Annotated in this window: 24 protein-coding genes and 1 riboswitch; of the genes, 1 reads left to right on the forward strand and 23 read right to left on the reverse strand. The window is 33.3% G+C overall.

The annotated features are described in order from the left end of the window. Positions 1-189: 189 nt before the first annotated feature. The 4 genes from U5L76_05785 to U5L76_05800 form a co-directional block, all read right to left on the reverse strand. Positions 190-612 (reverse strand): hypothetical protein, encoded by a 423-nt coding sequence (locus tag U5L76_05785; protein ID MDZ7799077.1) that lies wholly within the window; start codon positions 610-612, stop codon positions 190-192. Positions 613-929: 317 nt separating this feature from the next. Continuing rightward, positions 930-1,886 (reverse strand): hypothetical protein, encoded by a 957-nt coding sequence (locus tag U5L76_05790; GenBank protein ID MDZ7799078.1) that lies wholly within the window; start codon positions 1,884-1,886, stop codon positions 930-932. 532 nt (positions 1,887-2,418) lie between these two features. Then, the gene (locus U5L76_05795) at positions 2,419-2,901 is read right to left on the reverse strand and encodes an NYN domain-containing protein (protein ID MDZ7799079.1); all 483 of its coding nucleotides are present in this window, start codon (positions 2,899-2,901) and stop codon (positions 2,419-2,421) included. Positions 2,902-3,467: 566 nt separating this feature from the next. Then, complete coding sequence (locus tag U5L76_05800; GenBank protein ID MDZ7799080.1) at positions 3,468-3,635, reverse strand: hypothetical protein; 168 nt, start codon at positions 3,633-3,635, stop codon at positions 3,468-3,470. A 100-nt stretch (positions 3,636-3,735) separates the two neighbouring features. Next, a riboswitch (SAM riboswitch) is annotated at positions 3,736-3,845 on the reverse strand. 202 nt (positions 3,846-4,047) lie between these two features. Here U5L76_05800 and U5L76_05805 point away from each other — a divergent pair. Beyond that, a complete protein-coding gene (locus tag U5L76_05805; GenBank protein ID MDZ7799081.1) occupies positions 4,048-5,559 on the forward strand; it encodes a hypothetical protein in 1,512 nt (503 codons plus the stop codon). A gap of 211 nt (positions 5,560-5,770) precedes the next feature. On the opposite strand, the gene U5L76_05810 is transcribed toward U5L76_05805, so the two are convergent. The 19 genes from U5L76_05810 to U5L76_05900 all read right to left on the reverse strand — a co-directional run bounded on the left by U5L76_05810 (position 5,771) and on the right by U5L76_05900 (position 23,187). Next, entirely contained in the window at positions 5,771-6,202 is a 432-nt protein-coding gene (locus U5L76_05810; protein ID MDZ7799082.1) for a hypothetical protein, read from the reverse strand. Next, the gene (locus U5L76_05815; protein MDZ7799083.1) at positions 6,202-6,744 is read right to left on the reverse strand and encodes a nucleotidyltransferase domain-containing protein; all 543 of its coding nucleotides are present in this window, start codon (positions 6,742-6,744) and stop codon (positions 6,202-6,204) included. Before U5L76_05815 ends, U5L76_05810 begins: the two co-directional genes overlap by 1 nt. 982 nt (positions 6,745-7,726) lie before the next feature. Beyond that, complete coding sequence (locus tag U5L76_05820; GenBank protein MDZ7799084.1) at positions 7,727-8,356, reverse strand: DUF3800 domain-containing protein; 630 nt, start codon at positions 8,354-8,356, stop codon at positions 7,727-7,729. Between the two features lie 662 nt (positions 8,357-9,018). Beyond that, complete coding sequence (locus tag U5L76_05825) at positions 9,019-9,462, reverse strand: hypothetical protein (protein ID MDZ7799085.1); 444 nt, start codon at positions 9,460-9,462, stop codon at positions 9,019-9,021. Between the two features lie 138 nt (positions 9,463-9,600). Then, a complete protein-coding gene (locus U5L76_05830; GenBank protein MDZ7799086.1) occupies positions 9,601-10,074 on the reverse strand; it encodes a hypothetical protein in 474 nt (157 codons plus the stop codon). Positions 10,075-10,462: 388 nt separating this feature from the next. Beyond that, positions 10,463-10,903, reverse strand: a complete 441-nt coding sequence (locus U5L76_05835; protein ID MDZ7799087.1) for a hypothetical protein — start codon at positions 10,901-10,903, stop codon at positions 10,463-10,465. A 210-nt stretch (positions 10,904-11,113) separates the two neighbouring features. After that, positions 11,114-12,523: a cysteine--tRNA ligase gene (cysS, locus tag U5L76_05840; GenBank protein ID MDZ7799088.1), complete on the reverse strand. Its 1,410-nt coding sequence runs from the start codon at positions 12,521-12,523 to the stop codon at positions 11,114-11,116. Between the two features lie 11 nt (positions 12,524-12,534). Further along, entirely contained in the window at positions 12,535-13,251 is a 717-nt protein-coding gene (locus U5L76_05845) for a hypothetical protein (GenBank protein ID MDZ7799089.1), read from the reverse strand. After that, positions 13,235-13,627, reverse strand: coding sequence for a response regulator (locus tag U5L76_05850; GenBank protein MDZ7799090.1), 393 nt, complete (start codon positions 13,625-13,627; stop codon positions 13,235-13,237). Before U5L76_05850 ends, U5L76_05845 begins: the two co-directional genes overlap by 17 nt. Continuing rightward, positions 13,620-13,997 carry a response regulator gene (locus tag U5L76_05855; GenBank protein ID MDZ7799091.1) on the reverse strand — a complete coding sequence of 126 codons (378 nt, stop codon included), beginning with the start codon at positions 13,995-13,997 and terminating at the stop codon, positions 13,620-13,622. The genes U5L76_05850 and U5L76_05855 overlap by 8 nt, the downstream gene beginning before the upstream one ends. A gap of 17 nt (positions 13,998-14,014) precedes the next feature. After that, positions 14,015-15,088 carry a HAMP domain-containing sensor histidine kinase gene (locus U5L76_05860; protein MDZ7799092.1) on the reverse strand — a complete coding sequence of 358 codons (1,074 nt, stop codon included), beginning with the start codon at positions 15,086-15,088 and terminating at the stop codon, positions 14,015-14,017. Between the two features lie 3 nt (positions 15,089-15,091). Further along, a complete protein-coding gene (locus tag U5L76_05865; protein MDZ7799093.1) occupies positions 15,092-15,394 on the reverse strand; it encodes a hypothetical protein in 303 nt (100 codons plus the stop codon). Positions 15,395-15,399: 5 nt separating this feature from the next. Further along, positions 15,400-17,052, reverse strand: coding sequence for a type IV secretion system DNA-binding domain-containing protein (locus U5L76_05870; GenBank protein ID MDZ7799094.1), 1,653 nt, complete (start codon positions 17,050-17,052; stop codon positions 15,400-15,402). A 6-nt stretch (positions 17,053-17,058) separates the two neighbouring features. Beyond that, the gene (locus tag U5L76_05875) at positions 17,059-18,510 is read right to left on the reverse strand and encodes a hypothetical protein (protein MDZ7799095.1); all 1,452 of its coding nucleotides are present in this window, start codon (positions 18,508-18,510) and stop codon (positions 17,059-17,061) included. A gap of 6 nt (positions 18,511-18,516) precedes the next feature. Then, positions 18,517-19,656: a sigma factor-like helix-turn-helix DNA-binding protein gene (locus tag U5L76_05880; GenBank protein MDZ7799096.1), complete on the reverse strand. Its 1,140-nt coding sequence runs from the start codon at positions 19,654-19,656 to the stop codon at positions 18,517-18,519. A 177-nt stretch (positions 19,657-19,833) separates the two neighbouring features. Then, positions 19,834-20,727, reverse strand: coding sequence for a protein translocase subunit SecF (secF, locus tag U5L76_05885; protein ID MDZ7799097.1), 894 nt, complete (start codon positions 20,725-20,727; stop codon positions 19,834-19,836). After that, positions 20,717-22,387 (reverse strand): protein translocase subunit SecD, encoded by a 1,671-nt coding sequence (gene secD / locus U5L76_05890; GenBank protein ID MDZ7799098.1) that lies wholly within the window; start codon positions 22,385-22,387, stop codon positions 20,717-20,719. The genes secF and secD overlap by 11 nt, the downstream gene beginning before the upstream one ends. Positions 22,388-22,483: 96 nt before the next feature. Continuing rightward, complete coding sequence (locus tag U5L76_05895) at positions 22,484-22,606, reverse strand: hypothetical protein (GenBank protein ID MDZ7799099.1); 123 nt, start codon at positions 22,604-22,606, stop codon at positions 22,484-22,486. 92 nt (positions 22,607-22,698) lie between these two features. Beyond that, a complete protein-coding gene (locus U5L76_05900; GenBank protein MDZ7799100.1) occupies positions 22,699-23,187 on the reverse strand; it encodes a Gmad2 immunoglobulin-like domain-containing protein in 489 nt (162 codons plus the stop codon). Between the last annotated feature and the right edge of the window lie 39 nt (positions 23,188-23,226).

Genomic DNA, 23,226 nt, shown 5'->3' on the forward strand with positions numbered 1-23,226 from the left:
GACCGCGGACGCGGAAATTCAAATATCAAAATACAAAGCACAAAATAATATCAAATATACAAATTCAAAATTAAAAACACGAGGGTAAAAAAGGAGTTATATTTGCCCCGTTCTAATAAAAAAATGATCATTAATTAAAAAAAGGGCTAGCATTGGCCAGCCCTTCTAGTATGAAAAAAACGTCTGAGGTTATTTGATCTTCAACTTAATTTTGGTCTTGCCAGTCCAGGACTTACCGGAAGTCACTTCAACTTCACTTACGGGTCGATAACCTTTCCAAGTTGATAAGGCTTCAGTTACTATGTTGGTGCTGCACCGGTCGCGGTTCATGGTCTCTAACGTACCCAAAGCGTTCCCTCCTTCGGGAAATATGGAGCCGCAACAATTATCGTTGTATCCATAAGGATAGACACCAGTATTACTGGAATAAAGTGAGCTCCTGTCTCCGGGTAGTAAGTTTCTTCTTAAGACGGGTAACATATCATTACCTCCTGTTCTTTCTTTTTTAGCTTTTAACTCGGCCTCTCTTTTCTCCTTTTTCTTTTTGTCTTTTACAATACCTTCTCCGACTATAAAAGCCGGAACCAAAATCATTATTAACAGTTCTAACATTTTTGACCTCCTTTTTTTAAGGAGCCTATAAACCAAACAAACCTCTACTTACTTCTTACCTCATTTTACTTTTTAAGTCAAATAAAGTCGGCGCCTTATTCACATTTTCTTTTTTAAACAATAATTTTCTCTTCTTTCTTATTACTTTTTTACTCCCATTTTTCGGGGGAAAAATCAAGGAACGCGGCCGAAGGCCGCGGAAATTCAAATATCGAAATTCAAAGCACAAAATAATATCAAATATACAAATTCCAAATTCAAACGCGAGGATAAGAAAAGGTAGCTATATTTAACTACCTTACTAAAAAATAAAGTTATTAATTAAAATTCTCTTTGTCCCAGGGTAATTTATTTTGGTTTCGGTGTTTTCTAAATTTAAACCAGGAAAAAACGACCAGTATAGTTAAAACACAGCCAATCAGAATATAAGTTAAAATCTTAATTGCATTATTATTATTCTTATCTTGATAAATATCCACTCGACTATCTCCGCTACTATAATGTAAATTAGATTTTATGGTTCCTAGCGGTACGTAAGTATAGCCTAAATCCGAACAGCATTTTTTGTAATTACCCTCTTCCAGAATACATTTGTTACTTCCGGCTATAACACCAAACCACGGATCTGAGGGCTGATAAACCTCCCCTTCATATTCTTGATAGGTCGGGCATACTCCGGGAGTGACCTCTCTGACATCATTAGTAAATTCTTCAACTGTCTTGCCGGAATCAGGATTGGTGTAGCTGAATTTCCGGCGACCCGTAACGGCTTCATAAGTGGCTCCACAAATATTATTCTCAGAGTCAATGACCAAAGCTCGGGGTTTATAACGGCAATATTTAATTTCCTTAATTTCTTGGGTTACTTCATCATAATACCCCTGGGAACAAAAGCCAATCTCAATAACCTCCCCCTCTTTCTCGCAAACAGTCGATTCAAAAGTTCTCACTTCAGCCACTCTATCAGTAGGCGGGCTGCTTTCTGTAAACTCAAAGCCAAAATCTTCACAGCATGAGCTGGGCGAGTAATTATAAGAAAAGTAAAAGGCGCTACAAAGACCAAAAGGAGTATCATAGTCCACGTATTTATTAGCCCTAAGAACAACCCACCCGAAATCTTTTCTGGCGCTTATTCTTAGGTCATACGATTGCAAAGTATCAAGGCTGCATTCTTTTGTTGTAGAATTTAAGAAAAAATAAGTTTCTTTGGCCAAAGAGTTTTTTGGCATTAAAACAAGAATTATCAGTAATAATAAAAAAATAATTTTTTTCATGCTTTTATTCTACTGATAACTTATCAAAATTTCAAGCCTCCGTCTCCCTTCCTCCTTCGTCTCCCTACGGGAGACTCCGGCGTATAAACAAGACCGCGGCCGATCGCGCTCAGCGCGACGAAGGCCGCGGAAATTCAAATATCAAAATACAAAGCACAAAATAATATCAAATATACAAATTCCAAATTAAAAACGCGAGGATAAGAAAAGGATTCACTAGCTAGTCGAGCCAAGCTCAATGGGTTGGTCAAAATTGATCAAAAGAAGACATTATTAGTATTATTATATTTGCTATTTTCTATTTCATCAATAATTTTATCAATACCAGCGAAAAATTCTTCCTGCTTTCACAATATATTTATCTTATGCTATGGACCGACAAATGTCTGTAATTTGCCTACAATTTTCAGATTTTATTTTTCTCTAACTAAAAAGAGAGGCATGGCCGCGGAACGAAATCCTTTGGTTTGCCTCTCATCGTGATTATATACAAACTATATCACAAGTATTATTTTTGTCAAGTTTACCAGGCCTAATAACGGGATGAAAGCTTATTTTTTAGTTTATTCATATAATCGGCCTGAAAATGTCTTAATAAAGATGAGTATTTATAAAAATTTGGAATTAAAAGCTTAAACAACTTATTATGCTTTTGTAAATAATTTAACAAACAGTAAAAATCACCATCTCCAGTAATAATAACCGCCTTATCAAAATTCTCGTATTCAATCATTGTGTGGAGCACTAATTCTGCATCAACATTGCCTTTTACGTGGCCGCTGGGTAAACGTAATGTCGGTTTGAATATCAAAATATAGCCATACTCTTGTAATGACTGGTAAAGACTTTCATTAGTCGAAAGATAACCAATAAAAATAAAAGCCTTTTTAATATTGTATTTATCTTTTAAATATATTCTGAATCTTTTAAAGTCAAGGCGCCAACCCTGTTCACGAATGGCTAAATTCAGATTCTGGCTGTCAATAAAAGCGTAATTATTTATATTTTTTTTCATAATAAAATAACAAAAACGGCTCAAAATGAGAGCCGTCCAAAATTTGTCTATTTTTATAATATTACTTTTTGTACAATAAGTCAAATCTCCCCATTTTTCGGGGGAAAAATCAAGGAACGCGGACGCGGAAATTCAAATATCAAAATACAAAGCACAAAATAATATCAAATATACAAATTCCAAATTAAAAACCTCGATCCTGAGCCCTAGCCGGCCCTGAGCAGAGCCGGAGGAAAGGGCGGGTTTTTTAATATTATTTACCAATTCTTTTCTTTACTCGCTTAATAGAATAATTCAAAAATGAATTATTTTGGGCATACATTAACTAAATTAATTTTTCCTTTATTTTTAAAAATAATCTAGAAAGCGTTCTTTAATGGCAATATCTTTATCTACTGGTTTTTTTGTTTTTTCCGGAGTCTTTCTAATTGTTCTGTTGGTAAGATCGTAACCATTGCGCTTGGCATTTTGATATTGGGATCTCGCATTCTCTCTAATTTTTTTCTCTGTTTCCTTACCCTTTTGGATAATGTCATCGTATTTTATTATTTTAATAATATTTTTTTCTACGATCTGTTTCGTTGCTCTTCCATTTTTTCCTTTTTTCTTTGTTTCTCTTTTAGCTCATCTTCCTCCTCTAGTTCTTTTAGCGCTCTTAGAATACCTTCTTCAGTTCCTTCTTGACAAGCCTGATTCAACTCACTTTCTGTATAATTTTTTTTGTTTTTTTTCATAATTTTTTTCTCCTTACTAAATTAAAAAACTCTTTTCCCAAAAAAAGAAAAAGAGTGGATTATCCATATAACTTTAAGTTTGATGGATAAAAAAATCGACTTTTCATCTTTCCCCTTTTTGGGCTGGATTTGGCACCTTATTGGCGGAATTTCCAATGGTTGCCGGCAAGATTACTGGGCCAGTCCCCTAACTTGCACTCTTGATAAATATATTAAGTTGTTAAACTACCTTACTATTATAGCAAACTGAGCGGTTTTGTCAATATATTTTAGCATTGGAGATTTGGAGATTTGGGATTTGGGGTTAAAGATTTATAGATAAAAAGGAGCCTTTTAATTAGCTATTATTTCTCTTTACATTCTAAGTAATTTATTTTATAATTATTATTGTAAGAAAAATTTTACTATTTTTATGAACAAATTTTATGAACAAAAAAAATTATTCATAACTATTTGCATTTTAGTTATTATTGGTTTAGGTATTTTTTTGTATTGCTATTTTTATTACAGAGGTAATAACGAAAAAATAGTTAATATTATTGAATTTTCTGAAAAGTATAAAAATATAAAGAATATCCAAGTAATTGATGGCAAGCTCATTTTTCAGGCTCGTAACCAAGACAATAACAGTATAATATATTTTGACGGTCGAGAGTATGGAGCCAATTACAGCAACACTGGTAATTTTATTTATAATGTGATTGGAGACGATATCACTTATATTGCCTATAATTATGATGAAGAATCACAAGGAGCTACCTATTTAAATGGAACTAGCTATGTAATCCATGGAGAAAAAGTTATCTACATGGATAATAAAGACTATTATATTGATCCTCATTCGCCATTGATAGATCTTAATGAAAAAATTGCTTTTCAAGTATATAATAGAGAAACAACTAGGAGTCCTGAAAGGGTTGTTCATAAGGATATAGTTATTTATAATGGCCAGGAATATGGTTTAAAATATGATTCTGCGTTTTCCCCTTTTGTAATTGATAATAAATTAGGGTATCAGGCAAAAAATAATGGAAAAGTATTTTTAGTTGTTAATGGCCAGGAATATGGTTTAAAATATGATTCTGCGTCTTCCCCTTTTGAATTTAAAAATAAATTAGGGTATCAGGCAAAAAATAATGGAAAAGTATTTTTAGTTGTTAATGGCCAGGAATATGGTTTAAAATATGATTCTGCGTCTTCCCCTTTTGAATTTAAAAATAAATTAGGATATATTGCGACAAATGATAAAAAACAGTTTTTAGTTATTAACGGAAAAATTGTTACTGAAGAATATGATAATATTAGTTGTGTAAAAATTATAAATAATAAATTAGCCTACGCAGGGCATAATAAAATTGATAACTATTGGAATTCTTTTTTTGTTTATGACAATGAAAAAATAGAAACTAATATTTCAACACATACCGAAGCTAAAAAAGTTGATAGTCGGATATTTGAAGTTAATAAAAAACCAGTTTTTGTTTCTGGTGATGAATTTAATCCATCAATTTTTTATAATAATAAAGAATGGAAACCAAATCATAGAAAATCACATGAGGATTTTACTAAAGAATATTATGAAATTAAAAGCATCGGCGGAAAATTAGCATTTGAAATAAATTATTATAGACATCCTTTTCTAACAATGGATAGTAATACTTCTCTAGGAAGTCTTGTTTATTATAATGGAAAGGAATATGGTACTGAATATGATGAGGCTAATTCACCTTTTGAAGTGGCTGGCCAATTAGGCTATGTCGCTCGGAATGATAATAAAGATTTTCTAGTTATTAACGGAAAAATTTACAGTCCAGAATATTTGCATATAAAATTTGCCCAGGAGATAAACGGAAAATTAGTTTACATTGCCAAAGAAAATTCTAGCGATATTTATTATACAATTTATAAAATAAGAGTAAAATAAAAAAAATCTATTTATTCTTCTCCAAAAGACAAAGCAAAAATACATAAAATCCTGCTTTTGTCTCTTATTATAAATAGAAAAAATTTCAAGCCTTCGTCTCCCTACGGGAGACTCCGGCGGACAAGTCGTGAGACTACGGTTTGTCTTTATATTTAACGACTAATTATCTAGGTTTATCCCATATTAAATATTATATAAGAAAATTTCTAATTTAAATTTTTAAGTTTAATTGTTTATTATTCCGGTTAATATGGAGACGAATTATTTTTAAATATTCTTCTGTAGATTTTAAAACTCTTTTTGTATCTGTCTTGCTTACATTAATATCAACTGTGTATAGCATTTTATTGCGTTTTCGTCTCATTCTATCAAAGATATTTATTAAAGAAGAATATTTTTTACCTAATTTATTTTCGGAAAATTCAATAATATTTTTATGATGGCCCGGTAAACTTCTCGGTCTAACTCCGTAACTTAACAAGAGAGAAAGCGAGGCTTTTAACATTGATTCGTATAATAAATTATAAGCGGCTTCTTCATCTAATCTTATTATTTTCTTAGCACTGGAAAACTTTTTTACGGCACTTTGATAAAATTTAAGAATATTTGCCTCATTGATTTTAGTTTTCCTAAATTTTTTCATTAAATTATCTCAATTTTTTTATCATTCATAATATCTTTTAAAAACGGATCTTTATTTTTTTTCTGGTTAAATTCTTTTTGGGAATAAAGGGTATAATTTATTTCTCTTCTGAATCTTTTTTCTAATTGTTTAATCACATTTTCCAGTTTATCTGATACTGGATAGCCAATAATTAATAAATCAATATCACTAAATTTATCAGATTCTCCCTTAGCGTATGAACCGTAAATATAGGCTTTATCTATATTTTTTATTTCTTGCAAACTTTTTTCCAAGGTTTTTTCCAAACCGGTAGTTTTGTTAATAATACTTTTTATTTCCTTAAAAAGGGGGTAATTTTTATTTAAAGAAAAAAACCGGTTATTACCAACATAGTTACTTTTTAAAATGCCCTCATCCTCAAGATTATTAATATCTTTTTGAAAAACGCCCGGCTCCTTATCTATCATGCGGCTTAATTGGCGCATATAAAACGATTTTTTAGGATTGGCAAAAAAGAGGCCAAGAAGTAAGGATTGATTTTTAGTTAAATTAAAACTCATGGGAATGAAATTAATTGTATGCTATCTACATACAATTGTATGTTATTAGCATACAAAAGTCAAATTCAACTAAAAAAACGACCCGACTTAGGCCGTCCAAAATTTGTCTATTTAAAGCTTATCAAACTGGTGGTTTTTGTTAATAGATGTGTTTTTTTGAGATTGGATATTCAGATTTCTATTCTCTAATCACAAATTTTATTATATAAAAAAAGGAGCCGCTCAGGGCTCCTTTGTTAAATAAAAGAATGTACGAATTATTCGCTAGAGCTATCATTATCTGCCCAATCACCCGCTTCATCATCTCCAAGATCTCTGTAGTCATTACCGAGTCCGTCATCATCAAACATTCTAATCACCTCCTTTTACAGTTTTATGGTTTGTTGAATTTTAACATACAAACACAATTTGTCAAGACTCTCTTAATTTTCCAAAGTTTTTTCTCTTTTTTTTAATAATTTAAAAGTTACCCAACCAATGAGAATAATTTACTCTTTCAACTCTTAGCAAAAAACTAACAACTTCTTCTATTATCTAATATCCATGGTCTAGTCTTTTAAAAAATATCCGAATTACTTGATCACTTAACATCTAATATCTTCCGCTAGAGACGGATCTCCCGCAGGGTGACAATCTCTAGATCCCTTAATCTCTCAATCAACTCAATTAATTACAATTAACTTAAATTAACTCAACCCCTAAACTGCCACACCTGCTCCCCTTCCTGGGTGTCCCTCACTTCAATCCCGCTGTTTTTTAATAAACCCTGAACCTTTTAAAATCAAGGCGCCAACCCTGTTCGCGAATGGCTAAATTCAGATTCTGGCTGTCAATAAAAGCGTAATTATTTATATTTTTTTTATTATTAATGACTTATTTAATACTTGACATGGTGGATAAGCTATGATAGAATAAATTTAGAAGTAAATCCTCTTGTGTTGGGATACCGTAAGGCGTCCCGTTAAAGCAAGGGGTTTTCTGTTTATGGGAACAAGAGATTCTCCCCAATAATTTTATTCTTAATTATCTCATAAAATTCATAATCATTGCTCTCATATTTTCGAAATATGGCCCAAGAGATAAAATCAACCGCCTGAAGGCATTTTTCTGTATGAGAGGGTTTTATTTTAATATCAAATTGCTTATTTTCCCATTTGGCCAAACTTTTACGCAAATCATCAAGAAAATTCTTTTTTAAGAATTTATTGGTTTCTTTCTGGTCAATATAAATATTAATCTGGCGATTCTCCGGCAGTACTTTTTTCTTATTCAGCCGATCAAGTAGAATATTAGCCGTGTAATTATAAAGGTAATTTTTTTGATTTTGCAGATCAATATGAACTTTCTTTTTATTTAATATAATAGAGAGAACATTAAGATCATATATTTCAGATAAATTCCGTAAAACACGCTTTTTGGTCATTGAATCTGAATGATAGGCGTGTAATTCACCCACTCTCTTATATTTCTTTTTTAAGCCCCGGTGAACTTTTTTTACGCATTTCTCAACAGACCGGTGATAATTAGTAATAACCATAGTTATTATAAACCAGTCACTAGACCGTTTACTAAATCCTAAATCACCGCTTTCATCAAGAAAAATACGGGTCATAGTATTTACTTATTTTATTATCTATCATAGAGGATATGCCTGTTAAGCCTTTTTTTCAACCAGTAAAAAAGCGACCCCGACTGGGCCGCCCAAAATTTGTCTACTTAAAGCTTATCAAACTAATCGGTTTTGTCAATAGATGTGTTTTTTTGGGTTGGAGATTTGTGATTGGAGATTCAGAGCCGATAAAGTTATGCTTTAGTTTTTGGTGGTTGGGCTTAGAATAAAAAGCCATTGACTCAGCCTAATAACCAAACTAGCGGCTCAGCCCATAACCTTTTCTTTAATGCTAATAGGTTTTAGGCTTAGCGGCGGGTAAGGTTTTTCGTTATAGTTATGGTCTATTTTTTCTAAATCCCAAAAATTAAAGCTCAAAATTCAAAACAAATACAAATATCAAATAAAAAAACATAAGAAACTTTTTATTTTTAAGGATTAAATAATAATTTGAATTTTGAATTTTAATCATTTGATATTATTTTGAATTTTGCAATTGGTTATTTGAAATTAAAAAAAAGATGGCCTTCAAACCCAAAAACCACAACTTTACTCCTGTCCGCCCTTGTCTACCAAAAGGCAGGCTCTGGCGGAAGCCGCTATAACTATAACTATTTTAATAAAAGGGAGCCGTTTGATTGGCTCCCCTTCCCGTGTGGAAATAGCTATCTGGGTTGATATTCGATCTGTCTGGGATTCGGCCCGATATGCTCAGTAAAAAGTCTGATTACTTCTTCCGGGCAAAGTGTCGGACACCAGTAGATATCTACAACCTGTCCGCCAGTGATTATTTCAGCACCGTCCTTTTTTACTAGTGGTGGCCGCCCAGCATGATAGATAAACTTGACCTGGTCATATACGAATTCTCCCAATTTCTTGCTGCCATAACCCTTGGCTGTCTGTAAATCGAAGAATTCCAAATTATCCGGCTCTAATTCTTCTTCACGACAAATGGACAAGATAATCTTTCCGGCCGCGTTTATCGTGGAAGTGGGGGTCTCTGACAGACCGGTAAAGGTGCATTTTTCCGCTAAGATGACATAATCGACATAACCATTGGCTCTTGGAATCGCTCCCTCATACATAACTCTTTTCAACCGAGCCTTCATCTTTTCCTCCTTTTTGTCAAACCATAATTATCAAAATCAGAACAGGGTAACTTATCATAAAATATATATTAAGTCAATTTATGTTTATTAAAAAAGCGGTTCGCTCGGGCGAACCGCCATTTCTTTATAAAACAATATTTAAATATTGTTGATATAAAGGTGCTTAGCTTTACCGCGAATAACGATATAGATAACATATGAGCGCCAATAACTTTTATACATAACCGCCTGTCCTTTTTCATTAGTTGGCTGGCTTTTCCAGCGAAAACGTAATTTTGGCGATTCATAACTTTCATCTAATTCGAAACGAACCATATCTTGGCTAATCGTATAATTACAGCCATATTTAATATTTGCGTTATGCCAATAGAAATTATAGTTTTTTCTTTTTGGATCAAAAGTTAAAAATCCATTTTCTTTATCTCCACCTATTGGTAGCATTTGATGCTCACCAGCAAAAAAACTAGCCGAGAGAACTGTTTCTTTTTCATTTTCCAATATAGAAAAAATACCCCATAAAAAAAATACTAAACACGCCATAAATGCTAAAAAATATATAAATCCTATACCAACCAATTCAAGCCTCCTTTTGAAAAAAAATAAAAAGAACATTATTTTCTAATAATAGTTAATAACTTTAGCAAAATTTAAATTAATTGTCAACCAAAAATTTTTAATTTTAAATAAGCTTCTACTTTTTATAAATTCGTATAAAAAAACGGACTGTTGGTCTATCATCCAATGTCTAAGGTCTAGTCTTTTAAAAAAATATCGAAATGACTTGATCACTTAACATCTAATATCTTCCGCTAGAGACGGATCTCCCGAAGAATGACAATCTCTAGATCCCTTAATCACTCAATCAACTCAATTAACTATAATTAACTTAAATTAACTCAACCCCTAAACTGCCACACCTGCTCCCCTTCCTGGGTGTCCCTCACTTCAATACCTTTTAAAGCCATAAACACTTGATTTATTTTAATCAAATTTTCCTCTTCTAAATACCAGCTTCAGGGAAAGCTTTTAAGAATTGTTCTCTTAATTCTTTCAATTCTTCTAAGTATTTACCAATTTCTCCAGTGTTAGCCAAAACACTAGTAATAGCGGTGTAAGTTTCTTTAAAACCTTTTGGAGGCATATCGGATAGGCGTTCTGGATGTTCTAAATGTATTTTAATCCTAGCTAATGCTGACTCTACAATTTCGTTTTTAGCTTTGTCAATTTTAAATTTTTTAACATCGTCTGCTTCATCAGAATCTTCAATCTCTTTAACTTTTTTTCTAAATTCATCTATTTTTGCTACAAAATTAGGCTGTCCAGTTTCACTGCCATAATTTCCAGCAAAATCATGATAAAAATCTTTACCTTTTTCTCTATTAACGAGATCTAATTTATTGGTCATTTCTAGTGAAGAGCTTTCTGGGTTATTTTTTGCCATAAATAATTTCCTTTCTAATTTTAATTTTTAATTTAATTTTATATAATAATTAAAGTATAACATTTTTATGCTTACTTTAAAAAAATATCCGAATCACTTGATCACTTAACATCTAATATCTTTGGCCAGGCGGATCACCCGCCGGGTGACAATCTCTAGATCCCTTAATCACTCAATCAACTCAATTAACTATAATTAACTTAAATTAACTCAACCCCTAAACTGCCACACCTGTTCCCCTTCCTGGGTGTCCCTCACTTCAATACCTTTTTCCGCCAACTGATCTCTGATTTTATCAGATTCTTCAAAATTTCTCTTTTTCCTAGCCTGATCCCTTTTTTCTAAAAGTTCTTTTTCTTCACTTGATAATTTTCTTTTCTTGTCATGCCCCCAAAAAATAAAGCCCCAGATCTGATCAATTTCTTTAAGAAATTTAATAATTCTCTGACCCTCATTTTGGGAAATATTTTTATTATCAATTTCTTTATTTATTTTTTTTATAAAACGGAAAATAACTGCCATGGCTCTGGGCGTGTTCAAGTCATCGTCCATATACTTTTCAAAATCTTCTTTTATTTTATCCAGATATTTTCTTAAATCAAAATCTGATTTTGCCGCCGATAAATTATTTAAACGCTCGGTGAACTCATCAAATTTTTTCAAAGAATTTTTAGCTGATTTCATGGCTGTTTTGGTAAAAACTAAGGGCGTGCGGTAGTGGTTAGTTAAAACTAAATAACGGAAATCACGAGCCGAAAAACCCTGCTTTATGATTTCCTCTAAATTCAAAACATTGCCCAGGCTTTTGGACATTTTTTCTTGGCCCATCCGCAAATAAGAACGGTGCACCCAGTATTTAACAAACCTCTTACCAGTGGCCGCTTCGCTTTGGGCGATTTCATTAGAGTGATGAGGAAATTTCAAGTCAATAGCCCCGGTGTGAAGGTCAATCGAAGGCCCCAGGAGCGAGGTCGACATAGCCGAGCACTCAATATGCCAGCCCGGACGGCCTTTCCCGAGTTCGGTTTCCCAGAAAACATCGCCGTCTTGGGGTGACCAAGCCTTCCATAAGGCAAAATCAGCCACTTCTTTTTTATCATAATTATCATGCAAAACCCGGGCCCCGCTTTTTAGCTTTTGTTTTTTTAAATTTACTAATTGGCCGTAATTTTTAAATTTTTTGACTTTATAATAGATCGAGCCGTCATCGCCCTGATAAGCATAGTTCTTATCCAGCAGAGTTTTAACCATATCCACAATGGATCCGATAAATTCAGTGGCTTTGGGGTAATAGTCAGCCGGCTGCATATTCAAAGCTTTAATATCCTGAAAAAAAGCTTCAATAAAGGGTTGGGTATAGGTTTCTAAATTTACCCCCGCTTGCATCGAGCCTTTAATGGTTTTGTCATCAACATCGGTCAAATTCATAGCCTGGTTAACCTGATAACCAGAATAAATTAAATATCTTTTCAGTAAATCAGCGGCTAAAAAAGCCGACAAATTACCAATATGGGGCTTAGCATAGACCGTCGGACCGCAGCTGTACATAGTCACCTTTTTCTTTTTTAAGGGTTTAAAGTTTTCTTTTTTTCTGGATAATGAATTATAAAGTTTAAACATAAAATAGTATTTTAAATATCTAACCATTGGCCCGACTTGGCCGTGATATTGGCCGGCAGAGTGCCTTCAAAGTAAGAATAGCCATCAAAATATTTTAAGTCTTTAATAGCCAAGTTAGGAATTTCAGCTAAGCGGTTATTAATAGTTTTTTCCAGCCATGCTTCAGCTTTTTCCAAATAACCTTCGGGCACTGGAATTAAGCCAATTTTCCCTTTTTTTATTTTTAACTCAATTGTCTGATCATCCTTTCTTTCCACTAAAACCCGAGTCCAGACCGGCACCTTAAGAGGTTTATTTAAAAAAGCAGATAACTCAAGACCACCTTCAATCATTTTTACCTGTAAAGAACGGCCCGGGTGATCTTCTGGAAAAGAATACTGAAGCAGTGAAGTAATTTCCTCCTGAGTCGGCTGCAAACTCAAAGAAACCTGATCCTTATATTCTTTCTGGCTAAAAGGATGACTATTAGCCTCGAGATTTATTTTTAGCCCGGTTTTTTGTAAAAAGTTTTGCCTTATTTCCTGGCTGGAATTTACTTTAAGATCCTTAGCCTGGGCGGTTGAAAAAATATGAGAAAGACCCGGTATTTTGTATAAACCGGTCAGACCGATTAAAACTAATGGTATTAAAATAATGATCAGACCGAAAACCAGCCAAAGCCATTTTTTTGACTTTTGCTTTTTTTCCGGTTTAATTGGATTAATATCTGACTTATTCTCTAGTCTCATTTTTTTTATTTATTTGTTTATCAATAGTGCCAATCAGCTCATGAGGACTGGTTTTAGCTTTGACAAAATACCCGGAAGCCCCCAAAGCCAAGGCTCTTTTTATAGATTCTTTATCTTCAATATTAGTCAGCATAATAATAGGTATGTTTTTGGTTTTGTCTTCTTTTTTGACAAATTGCAAAAAATCAAAGCCGTTAATTTTCGGAATTCGAATATCCAACAAAACTAAATCAGGAAAATTTTGTTTAATTTTTTTTAAACCCTCTTCGCCGTCAGAAGCTGAGCTAGTTTTGAAGTTAGCTTCTTGTAATATTTTTTTTAAAGCAAAGACCTCGGTGGGTTCGTCTTCAATAATTAATATTTTTTTATCAGCCATTTTTTATAACCTTTTTTATTTTATTAATAAAATCATCCAAATTAAATTCAGTCTTTATTAGATAATCTTTAGCCCCCAGCTTAAGTCCTTTTTCAATATCACCTTTTTTGCTTAAATTAGACATAATCACCACCGGAATATCTCTATATTTATCATTTTCCTTAATTTCCTTTAAAAAATCATAACCACTCATTTGGGGAAGAATAATATCCAAGACGATTAAATCAGGCTCATCTTTCTCCAGAGCCTCTAAAGCTTTTTCTCCGGAATCAACTGTGGTAATTGAATACCCATCAACGGTTAGACGAGCCTTAAGAGCGTAGAGTAAAGCCGCTTCATCCTCGATTATTAATATTTTTTTTGATTTCATAATTTTAGATTTAATATTTATGATAATGGTAAATTAAAATAAAAGGTAGTACCGACTCCTTTTTTGGAAGCCACGCCAATATTGCCCCCATGGGCTTCAACAATGCCTTTGACAATAACCAAACCTAAACCAGATCCTTTTTCCTTTTTTTGGGAAACATTTTTCATCTGCTCAAACTTATTAAAAAGTTTTGATAAATTCTTAAAAGAAATACCCTGGCCATTATCAGTTACAGAAATAACTAGTGACTGGTCGTAATTATCAAGCTTATTGTCACCACCTTTAAGATACCACTCAATCTGATTTTTCTCCGCTTCCTGGTTTAGGTCATGCTTTTTTTTATGTAAAAAAGCGCCGATTTCTATACGCCCCTCTTTTTTGGTAAATTTAATAGCATTGGACAATAGATTCTCAAAAACCTGGCGCATTTTTTTCTTATCAATTGGTATTTGAGGTAAATTTTCTGACTTTTTAAACTTGATTGATATATTTTTATTTCCGGCCACGGGTTTAAAATACTTAATAACATCTTCGATCAAATAGGAAATATCAGATACCTCTTTTTCTGCTTTAAACATGCCAGACTCAATTTTTGAAACATCCAGTAAGTCATTAACAATATCAAGCATCCTCTGACTGCTTTGATTTACCAGCTTGACTGGTTCTTCAAAGTGGCGAACCTTATCTTTTTTAATATCATCAATCATTAAATTAGAAACCATGCGTAAACCGTTTAAAGGTGACCGCAGGTCATGAACCATCATATTTATGAATTCTGTCCTTTGTTTTTCGGCCTTTTTCAACTTCTCCAAAGTATTTTTTAGTTTAGTGTTTATATTTTGCAGATTTTTTTTAGAATCAGCCACTTTAACCGTGCCCTGATGGACAAAATAAGAAATAATAAACATAACCATAGCTATAAAAACTGTCATCAAAAAAACAATTTCTTCTGAATAATAATTACGGGCAATAAAAAAAGTGGTCAAAATAAGCAGTATGGTGATAAAGCCGGCAAAAATAAACAAAGAAGAAGGACATTCGAAAAAACCAAGTTTAAGGTCTTTGCATTCTTTAAATGATTTAATTTTCATATATTAATCAGTTAACAAGCCCCAAATAAAGGCGTAGATTAAACTATAAAATAAGAGAGAGTAAAATATTCTTTGAGCTTTTGTTTTTGTTTTTATTATAGCATAGCTCTCCTTTTTTTCCTCTTTCCCTCCGATTATTTTTATAATATAAATAAGGCCGTAAACAAAAGTAACACCAGAGGCTATTTTAAAACATAGATTATAAGGTAATTGTCCGGCCAGACCATAAAGGACTAAAGAAAGCAGAAAAGTTAAAACAAATATTAGAAGTAAACTTAAGATCAATTTTTTTAATCTTAAAACCATAAAGTTTACATTTTAACCACTTGACCCGGATTAAGGCTGTGATAATTTTTATTTTGGGATCTGGTTGATTTTTTATTTTCTTTGCTTGAATAATTTTTATTATCTTGGTGTGAAGATTTTCTCTGCTTAGCTTTTCTCCGCTTGCTTTGTTTAAAGGAAGTGGGCTCTTTACCTAAAGCTTCTTTCAATGATATTGCCTTTTTATTATCAATACTAGCTTGGGGCACAATTTTTTCTTTGCGAAAATCTACTTTAGGTTTATTATCTTTTTTGTTATATCTTCTGTTTTTATTATAATTTTTATTATAATTTCGGTTTGTCTGATTATTGCTTTGGCTTTTTTGGGCTTCTGATTTGGCTCCGGTCCAGCGAGAAATTTTATCTTCAATTATTTCCCTTTTTTCTGAATATCTTTCCCGGGAAGTACGAATTATTTTTTCGCGGTTACCTTCCTCTTCTGTTACTGGTGGCAAAGTAGAGGCAGAAAAAGGATCAGAAGCCACACCGTCAATCATTAGTTTTAAATAAACCTCATACTTAGTTAAATTAACTAAATCAGTCTCCGAAAAAATAGGCTCAAATTCCTTGACTAAAAATTCCGCGTCAGCAGCCCCCACCCGGAAAGCCACAATAGTGCCGACATTACCAAAAACAGCCGCCTGAACCTTTTCATCCAGCTGTTCAATATACTGATGAGCAATGGTTAAATCCAGCCGGTATTTTCTGGCCTCAGATAAAATAGTAGCAAAACTCTCGGTAGCAAAGTTCTGAAATTCATCAACATAAAGGTAAAAATCTTTTCTTTCTTCCTCAGGAACATCAATCCGACTCATAGCGGCCAGCTGAATTTTCGTCACCATCATAGCTCCCAGTAATGAAGAATTATCCTCGCCCACTCGTCCCTTGGAAAGATTCAAAAGTAAGATTTTACCCTCATCCATAATTTCACGCATATCAATGGTGCTTTTGGGCTGGCCTACAATATTCCTGATGACCGAGCTGGATAAAAACTGCCCGACCTTATTTTGAATAGGAGAAATAGCTTCGGTACGAAACTGATTAGAATAGGCTTGATATTCATTCTTCCAAAAGGCCTTGACCACTGGATCAGTGATTTTATCCACCACTTTTTTGCGATAATTTTTATCCACCAGCAAACGAGTAACACCAAGAAGAGTGCTGCCTGGATATTCAAGCAAAGATAAAATAGTATTACGCAATAAGTATTCCAAACGCGGTCCCCAGGAATCAATCCATATTTTCTTGAAAACAGCAATTAAGCCAGAAGTAACTAAATGATGATAGGTCGGATCAACAGATTCCAAAACATTAAAAGCAATGGGATAATCTAAATCAGCCGGATTAAAATAAACCACGTCATTAATACGATGAGAAGGAATAAACTGAATAACTCTTTCTACTAAATCACCCAGCGGATCTATTAGAGCCACTCCTTTGCCTCTATGAATATCATCTACAATCATATTTTCAATAGTGGTAGATTTTCCCATGCCGGTTTTACCAATAATATACATATGACGACGACGATCATCACTTTTAATACCAAACTTCCGGTTTATATTCCGAAAATTGGTCATAGCAAAAGGAGTAATCTCATTCTCCTGATTATTATTATTTTGACTATTATTGGTTGCCATAAAAATCTATTTAGTAAAGGGTAAGTTATTGGGCGCCACCGGTGGTTGGCCGTCCTGAGGTTGGTTTTCTTTTGTCTTGTTACTAGGACCCACTGTTTGAGGAGATTTTTTGGGTTCGGGAGAAAAGACCTGCTGAGGCAAAGACACCGGCGGTTCACCTTTTCGAGCCTCTGTCTTTTTAACCAGCGGCGCCTTGACTGTAGAAATTGGAAAGTGAAATAAACTGGCTAACTCTTCGATATTTAAAACAAACATATTGCGGCCTCGAACACCACTCCGGTATTTATAGCCCCAAAGCAGCCTCCTTTTACGGTTATTAATTCTCCACTGAGTAATAGCTTCAATAGGCGGATAAGTTACTTTGGTTTTGGTTTTTTTGTCCCGCTTAAGACCATTTAAATCTAAGGTGTTATACTGCTTCATAGCCCCGAGGACAGCCGGGATTATTCTTTTATGGCTAAAAACTTCTTTTTCAGCAAAATAAACTACCCGTATTTTAGTGCGGAAAGCAATTTTAGATATTTTAATGCCAATAGCCTCAACTACTGCTTTTTCTGAAGGAGTTAAGTGCTGCATCATAGTCGGCCATTTCAAGCCTTCGTTTTGACTAGCCCTTTCACCAAATTCAGAAGGAGGTATTATTGAAGCAGTCAGTGATTCACTAAACCCTTTAACAAAATCACGCGGCAACCAAAATAAATCATTACTTTTAGAGGAACTTTTAGCTCCAATCAATTTCTTGATTAAATTAATACCATTATCACGCCATTTATTGCCTTCGGGAGGAGCAATAACAAACTGCAGCCAAAGCTGTTCTCCCTGCATTAAACGGCTTAAAATTTCCAATAAAGAACCCATCGGATCTTTAAAATATTCTTTGGCCGCCGGATCTTCAAAATCACGATAAGTTTTAATCGGATAAACTTCTTTTTTGTCTAATTTCATTTCAGCTCCATAAATATCATATTGGTCATTGGGAAATTCAACTTTAATATCTTCTGTATAGTCCTGAACTTCCGTAATTTCAGCGTCCGGATACTGAGCGTAAATGGCTGACTCTACCATATCACGAAATTGATTGGGAGTTCTGATCAAAAATTGGATATATCCGCCCATACTAATTATTTCCAAAGCAAAAGCCTGCTGGTTATAGCCATGCAGCCAGCGGTCTATTTTGCTGCCTTTTTTTTGTATGCCATGAAGATGAGAAAAAATATTTTCCACGGCCTTGGGTGTCTGTTCATTTTCTTTGGGTATATCAATAGCTAAAAGAGTAAATTCTATTTTTGAATTGTAAATATTTTTACGCCACTGAATCCAGGTCCACCAAAGTCCAAACAAAATTGCCCCTAAAATAATTACCCAACCACCATGAATAATAATATACCAAAGCATAGCTAAAGGAGCAAAATAAGAGTTACTATTTATGGGAGTAGTTAAATCAATGCTAATTTCCATATTTGGTTATTTTTGTTTCAAATCTTGATCTTTTTCAATTAAAGTATAGGTTTTATCAGGATTTTTATTAAATTTTTTAGAGTCGGATAAAGCCAGTAAAATAGTATTCTTTTTAACCATTCTTCTTTTTAAAACCCTCGCCACAATTTCATCCCGTTTTAATGGTTGGTCAGAATTTTTTAAAACATCTTCAATAACATCAGACACCACACCAGACTGATAACCCCATTCTTTTAAAGCATAAATACCGCGGCCAACCAAAACATATTCGTCATTTAAAATTAATTCATTATGAACTGTTGGCGGATAGGCTTTTTTTCGGTCAAATCCGGCCTTGTTTATCAGCTCAGCAATTTTAGTAAAATGTAAGGGCTTTTCCTGTTTTTTTAAAATAATATGAATTTTATCATTTATTCTTTTTGGATTTATACTGCCCCAACTAGATAACCCAAAATCACCATAAGGATTCATATCAATTTTTTTACTAATCCTTAAATAAGAAATTATAGCTTCATCTGATAAAACCTCATTTTCTGATTCATAGAATTCAGTTTTTTTAAACTTTTTTATCACTTTGTCCTGGGAAATAGGCTTACCTTCTACTTTAAGGATTTCTAAAAAATTTTCTATAGATTTATCAAGAAGCTTTCGGCTGGCTGATTCTAGCTGCCATGAATCTCTTAACTTTTTATCACTAAGTGTTTCATACTTATAATCAAAAATACTCTTCATAAGAAATTTTACAGCGTTATCATTGACTTTATTATCCCCAGCATGAGATAAAAGTTTTTCATTAAAAAAATTCTTTTCCATAATACTGCCATGTTCGTGGATGAGATGAGTAATTATACCTTCTACTTCATTAATTAAATCTTTAAATTGTGAGGATTTCTTAATTTTTTTCACTGAAGAGTTTTCAATTTGTCGAATTCTTTCCCGAGTAACGTTAAAATGATTACCAATTTCTTCCAAAGTTTCTTCTTTGTCACCGCTTAAGCCATATCGGCGCCTTAAAATATCCTCTTCTTTACTGGAAACTAACTTCAGAAGTGAAGAAACTATTTCTAGCGGATTAAAATGACTGATATCTGAAGCTTGTTTCGAGCTGAGGATCTTGTCTAAAAGACTTGAATCTTGCTCATTCATATTTTTAAATTTAATATTTATAATTAGAGATTTTAGAGAGATAAACCTCTCTTTTAAAACATAAAAATTAATTTATATCTCATCTTTAGTATAGCATACTTTTTTAATGTTGTCAAGAATATGTTATAAAATAAAAATCGCCTTAAAAGCGAGTATTTTATTAAATTTAAATAATTTTTAGTTTTTCCGGTGATACCAGACCGAAAGTAAAGGTGAAGCTATAAAAATAGAAGAATAGGTGCCAATAATAACCCCAATAATTAAGGCTAATATAAAAAAACGAATACTTTCACCACCAAATAATAGTAGAGCCAATAAAACAAGTAAGGTAGTTATAGAAGTATTAAGAGAGCGAACTATGGTCTGATTGATGCTTTTGTTTAAAATTTCATCAAAGTCTTCACTCTCACCCTTAGTCAACCCTTCCCTAACCCGGTCAAAAACTACAATCGTGTCATGTACTGAAAAACCAAGTATAGTTAACAAAGCTGTAACAAAGAATATATCCACTTCAATATTAAAGAAAAAGCCCAAAGCAGCAAAAACACCCAGAGTAATTAATATATCATGGATCAAGGCAATAATAGCATTAAAGCCAAATACCGGGCTATTGATATGCGAAAATTTAATTTTTCTAAAAGCCCAAGAAATATAAATAATTATACCGACTAAGACCAAGGCAATAGCTACAAACGCTTTTTGTTTTAATTCCTGTCCAATTGTCGGGCCAATAGATTCAAAGCTTTCCTCAGTCACAGGTCCGAATTTTTCTTCTAACGAAGTTATAATATTATTTCTTTCTTGATTACTTAGTGTTTTTAGGCGTAAAAGTATACTTTCTTGGCCAGATTTTTGAACTTTTATTTCTCCCAGTTCTAATTGATTTAAATTTTCACGTATCTCATTTGTTTCTGGAATTTCATTTTTAAAATTAATCTGCATCAAAGTGCCGCCAGTAAAATCAATACCCAGTTTAAGCCCTCCCGTAAAAATAAAAAACAAACTAATTAAAATAAGCAAACCAGAAAATATAAACCAAATTTTTTTCTTTTCAATAATTTTATACATCATCTTTTTTTACTCCTTTTACTCCTAAAAATGAGGGGTGTTTTTCTAAAAAATTACCGGCTATTAATCTTAAAAAGGTACGCGTAACAATAATAGCCGAAAACATAGAAATTAATATACCCACACCCAAGGTTATAGCAAAACCTTTTATTAGACTGGTGCCAAACCAGGCTAAAATAACACAGGTAATAATTGATGAAAAGTTAGAATCACGAATAGAGAGCCAGGCTCTTTTAAAGCCTTCCTCAATAGCCATATTTAAAGGTTTATCGCTCTCTAACTCTTCTTTAATCCTTTCAAAAATCAAAACATTCGCATCAACCGCCATCCCAATGGATAATATAAAACCAGCCACCCCGGCTAAAGTCAATGTGATTGACCAAAGTTTAAAAATCGCGACTACTAAAAGCGTATAAATAGCTAAAGCAAAAACTGAAATCAAACCAGGCAGACGATAATAAATAATCATAAATAGAGCTAAAAAAGCTAAACCAAGCAAGGCGGCAAAGAAACTTTTCTGAACCGAAATTTTACCCAAAGAAGCCCCTATATTCTGCTGGCTAATTAAAGTAATGGGCACTGGCAAAGCCCCCGAATTTAAACGTTGGGCTAATTCCTTAGCCTCGGTCACACTAAATTCACCGGTAATAACAGCTTTACCATCAGGTATTTTTTCATTAACCCGAGGCATGGATATAGGAGAACCGTCGAGATAAATACCGACTATATTCCCGATATTTTCCTCTGTTATCTGAGCAAACAATTCTTTGCCTTCATCATTAAATTCTAAAGCTACCTGAGCTTCTCCGGTTTGGTTATTAAACTGCAAATAAGCTTTTTCTAATTGCTGGCCGGAAAGTCCGGTATTTATCAGGCCCTGATTGGTTTGATAATCAGCTTCTGATTTCTTTTTTATAAGTATATGAGAAGCCTTAACCTCTTTATTTTCACCTTCTCCTTTTTCTTCCGTCTTTAAAATGATATGGTAGCCAAAATCAGTCTCTACTAATTCCGGATAAACCTGGCCTATTTTGGCCTTTTCAAAAATAGCTTGTTCAAAAGCCGGTACCATTTCTCCTTTTTTGAAAAAGCCTAAATCCCCTCCCTGTTCCTGACTACCTGGATCTTCACTTTTTTCCTTGGCCAGAGTAGAAAAATTTTCAGGGGTGGCCTGGTCTAATATTTCTTGAGCTTTATTTTTGGCTTCCTCATTATACTCTTCAATTTTTTGCTTTTGTTCTGGAGTTAATTCAACCGGCGGCGGTTGTTTTTTAAATTCAAGCAAAGGTGTTTTACCGATCATTTCCACGGCTTGATTAACCTCTGTTACTCCAGGTAACTCCACAATAACCCGCCAGTCATCTCCGGATTTATTAGTTTGAACAACTGGCTCAGAAACCCCAAAAGTATTAACTCTTCTCTCAATAACATCACGGACCCCTTCTAAGGCGCTAGCTTTTTCAGCTTCTTCTATTTTAGAGGTATCGGCCTGATAGACTAAATGAGTCCCTCCCTGTAGATCAAGACCTAAATGAATTTTTAATTCCTTAAAATAAGAGCCAATTTTTATATCTGGCCCGGCCGGATAATCAACTATACCCGCTAAAACAGCTAGTATAATTATACCGATAAATGTCAGCCAAATTTTCTTTCTAATATTCATAACTTGCTAGTTATTATACACTATTTTATAAACATTGCCAATAAGAAAAGAGGTTTTTAAAGTATAAAGACCCCTTTTCTTTTTTAGTATTTAAATCTATTTCTTCTTTCGGCATTTTCTAGTGGTTTTCCTTTTCCTAGTAGTTTTTTTTCGACCTGGTTTTCTTTTTGCTTTCTTTTTGGTACTTCTTTTTTTCTTGATTTTTCTTTTTCTTGGCATTAAGCTCACCCCCTTTCTTTTTCTAATAAACTAATTATACCCGAAAAAAACGGTAAAAAAAATGTTTTGTCCAGTCTTTGTTTGGCCAGTATTTACTTAAATAAAACCGGTAGACAAAGTTCTTCAAGTTCTTTTTCCAGCCCCCGAGGGTTGGATTGAGTAATATAAATATAACCTTTTTCAATATTTTCGGCTTCAAATTCAATTTCTACCTTAAAATCAACAAAATTATCAGTCATCCAATTACCATCAGCAAAAATACTTCCCTCTCTTAAAACAAGTCCCCCTTGACTGACTAGTCTAAAAGGCATTTCACCTTCAGAAAACCAAGTTCCCTTAGCCTGGCCTTCTATAGTTAAAGGACTGGTTATAACTTGATTGTCTTCTATGTTCTCTACTACTATTTCATTCGATAAACCTTCTCTGTTACCAGGTCTTGTTTTTTCAAGATTTTCATTCTCATTGGCTGCCTGATTGGTCTGTTTATTAACCGAACCTTTTGTAAACCAATAAATACTGGATACTCCAATCACTATTAAAATAAGCACCAAAGCGGTTATAAATGTTTTTTTGTCAATCATAAGCTTATTTTAACATTTTTTAAAATATAAAAAAAGCTT

The sequence above is a fragment of the Patescibacteria group bacterium genome (assembly GCA_034520665.1).
Lineage (GTDB): Bacteria > Patescibacteriota > Patescibacteriia > JAXHNJ01 > JAXHNJ01 > JAXHNJ01.

What these genes read in the sequence shown, in the direction of transcription:
- U5L76_05785 (MDZ7799077.1), bottom strand. Translation starts at nt 612, where the DNA reads ATGTTAGAACTGTTAATAATGATTTTGGTTCCGGCTTTTATAGTCGGA.
- cysS (MDZ7799088.1), bottom strand. Translation starts at nt 12,523, where the DNA reads ATGTTTAAACTTTATAATTCATTATCCAGAAAAAAAGAAAACTTTAAA.
- U5L76_05900 (MDZ7799100.1), bottom strand. Translation starts at nt 23,187, where the DNA reads ATGATTGACAAAAAAACATTTATAACCGCTTTGGTGCTTATTTTAATA.
- U5L76_05850 (MDZ7799090.1), bottom strand. Translation starts at nt 13,627, where the DNA reads ATGGCTGATAAAAAAATATTAATTATTGAAGACGAACCCACCGAGGTC.
- U5L76_05790 (MDZ7799078.1), bottom strand. Translation starts at nt 1,886, where the DNA reads ATGAAAAAAATTATTTTTTTATTATTACTGATAATTCTTGTTTTAATG.
- U5L76_05805 (MDZ7799081.1), top strand. Translation starts at nt 4,048, where the DNA reads ATGAACAAATTTTATGAACAAAAAAAATTATTCATAACTATTTGCATT.
- U5L76_05895 (MDZ7799099.1), bottom strand. Translation starts at nt 22,606, where the DNA reads ATGCCAAGAAAAAGAAAAATCAAGAAAAAAAGAAGTACCAAAAAGAAA.
- U5L76_05815 (MDZ7799083.1), bottom strand. Translation starts at nt 6,744, where the DNA reads ATGAGTTTTAATTTAACTAAAAATCAATCCTTACTTCTTGGCCTCTTT.
- U5L76_05810 (MDZ7799082.1), bottom strand. Translation starts at nt 6,202, where the DNA reads ATGAAAAAATTTAGGAAAACTAAAATCAATGAGGCAAATATTCTTAAA.
- secD (MDZ7799098.1), bottom strand. Translation starts at nt 22,387, where the DNA reads ATGAATATTAGAAAGAAAATTTGGCTGACATTTATCGGTATAATTATA.
- U5L76_05830 (MDZ7799086.1), bottom strand. Translation starts at nt 10,074, where the DNA reads ATGTTCTTTTTATTTTTTTTCAAAAGGAGGCTTGAATTGGTTGGTATA.
- U5L76_05795 (MDZ7799079.1), bottom strand. Translation starts at nt 2,901, where the DNA reads ATGAAAAAAAATATAAATAATTACGCTTTTATTGACAGCCAGAATCTG.
- U5L76_05880 (MDZ7799096.1), bottom strand. Translation starts at nt 19,656, where the DNA reads ATGAATGAGCAAGATTCAAGTCTTTTAGACAAGATCCTCAGCTCGAAA.
- secF (MDZ7799097.1), bottom strand. Translation starts at nt 20,727, where the DNA reads ATGATGTATAAAATTATTGAAAAGAAAAAAATTTGGTTTATATTTTCT.
- U5L76_05870 (MDZ7799094.1), bottom strand. Translation starts at nt 17,052, where the DNA reads ATGGCAACCAATAATAGTCAAAATAATAATAATCAGGAGAATGAGATT.
- U5L76_05845 (MDZ7799089.1), bottom strand. Translation starts at nt 13,251, where the DNA reads ATGAGACTAGAGAATAAGTCAGATATTAATCCAATTAAACCGGAAAAA.
- U5L76_05835 (MDZ7799087.1), bottom strand. Translation starts at nt 10,903, where the DNA reads ATGGCAAAAAATAACCCAGAAAGCTCTTCACTAGAAATGACCAATAAA.
- U5L76_05860 (MDZ7799092.1), bottom strand. Translation starts at nt 15,088, where the DNA reads ATGAAAATTAAATCATTTAAAGAATGCAAAGACCTTAAACTTGGTTTT.
- U5L76_05865 (MDZ7799093.1), bottom strand. Translation starts at nt 15,394, where the DNA reads ATGGTTTTAAGATTAAAAAAATTGATCTTAAGTTTACTTCTAATATTT.
- U5L76_05855 (MDZ7799091.1), bottom strand. Translation starts at nt 13,997, where the DNA reads ATGAAATCAAAAAAAATATTAATAATCGAGGATGAAGCGGCTTTACTC.
- U5L76_05820 (MDZ7799084.1), bottom strand. Translation starts at nt 8,356, where the DNA reads ATGACCCGTATTTTTCTTGATGAAAGCGGTGATTTAGGATTTAGTAAA.
- U5L76_05875 (MDZ7799095.1), bottom strand. Translation starts at nt 18,510, where the DNA reads ATGGAAATTAGCATTGATTTAACTACTCCCATAAATAGTAACTCTTAT.
- U5L76_05800 (MDZ7799080.1), bottom strand. Translation starts at nt 3,635, where the DNA reads ATGAAAAAAAACAAAAAAAATTATACAGAAAGTGAGTTGAATCAGGCT.
- U5L76_05825 (MDZ7799085.1), bottom strand. Translation starts at nt 9,462, where the DNA reads ATGAAGGCTCGGTTGAAAAGAGTTATGTATGAGGGAGCGATTCCAAGA.